This window comes from Stenotrophomonas maltophilia group sp. RNC7 (assembly GCF_030910085.1).
Taxonomy (GTDB): Bacteria; Pseudomonadota; Gammaproteobacteria; order Xanthomonadales; family Xanthomonadaceae; genus Stenotrophomonas; species Stenotrophomonas sepilia.
This window is the reverse complement of record NZ_JAVFVN010000143.1, coordinates 1-653: the sequence shown is the minus strand read 5'-3', so window position 1 is coordinate 653 and position 653 is coordinate 1. Positions and strand designations below refer to the sequence as shown.

At 54.4% G+C, this 653-nt stretch carries 2 protein-coding genes; both read right to left on the bottom strand.

What is annotated here, in order from left to right; genetic code table 11:
• A partial coding sequence (locus RCF13_RS01780; RefSeq protein WP_308140771.1) for a VOC family protein occupies window positions 1-414 on the bottom strand: 414 nt, incomplete at its 3' end.
• A gap of 18 nt (window positions 415-432) precedes the next feature.
• Window positions 433-653, bottom strand: a 221-nt coding sequence (locus tag RCF13_RS01775; RefSeq protein WP_308140770.1) for a DMT family transporter, incomplete at its 5' end; no start/stop codon positions are given.

The following is a 653-nucleotide window of genomic DNA, read 5'->3' as shown; positions in this document are numbered from 1 at the left end:
CACTCTCCAGCCATCTGGATCCTGATACGTTAAACTACGCTCTAGCCAGTATGGGTTTTCCGGTTCCACCGGCGCGTAACCGAACCGTTGCATTCGTTCATTGAGACGATCATAGGCATCCCGTTCTGTGACATAAAGCACGAGAAGATTGTCCAGGCTCGGAGCTGGGCATGGGCTTCCTCCCGTCTGTTGCGTGAATTCAAGATGCACCGACTTGTCAGGAAGACCAAGCATAATACCCTCATAGCCGGCATGACCTTCGAAGCGGGCCAGCTCTGGCATACCCAAGCCATCTCGATAAAAAGCGATGACGGCCGCCAGCTTGTCCGTTGGCCTTGCAATACGCACTTGTGCCGGTATGGCGTTTCCACCCAGTGAACAAGCGGACGACAAAGTCTTTTCCGGATTGTCCATGTTTCTGCTTCCTTCCAATCAGTGCTGCGTTGAGAACTTGGTGACGGATTGTATAGATTGCCAAATAGCTGGTCCCTGCATAACCAGGACGCCAGCCATTACCAGAAGCGTCCCCAGAAGGCGTGGCCCCGAAATCGAGCGTGGGACGAAACCGACCAGGCCGAAATAGTCGATCGCTATCGACGCGAGAATTTGCCCAGCAATGACTGCCGTCATAAGGCCCGCAGCCCCCAGTTTCG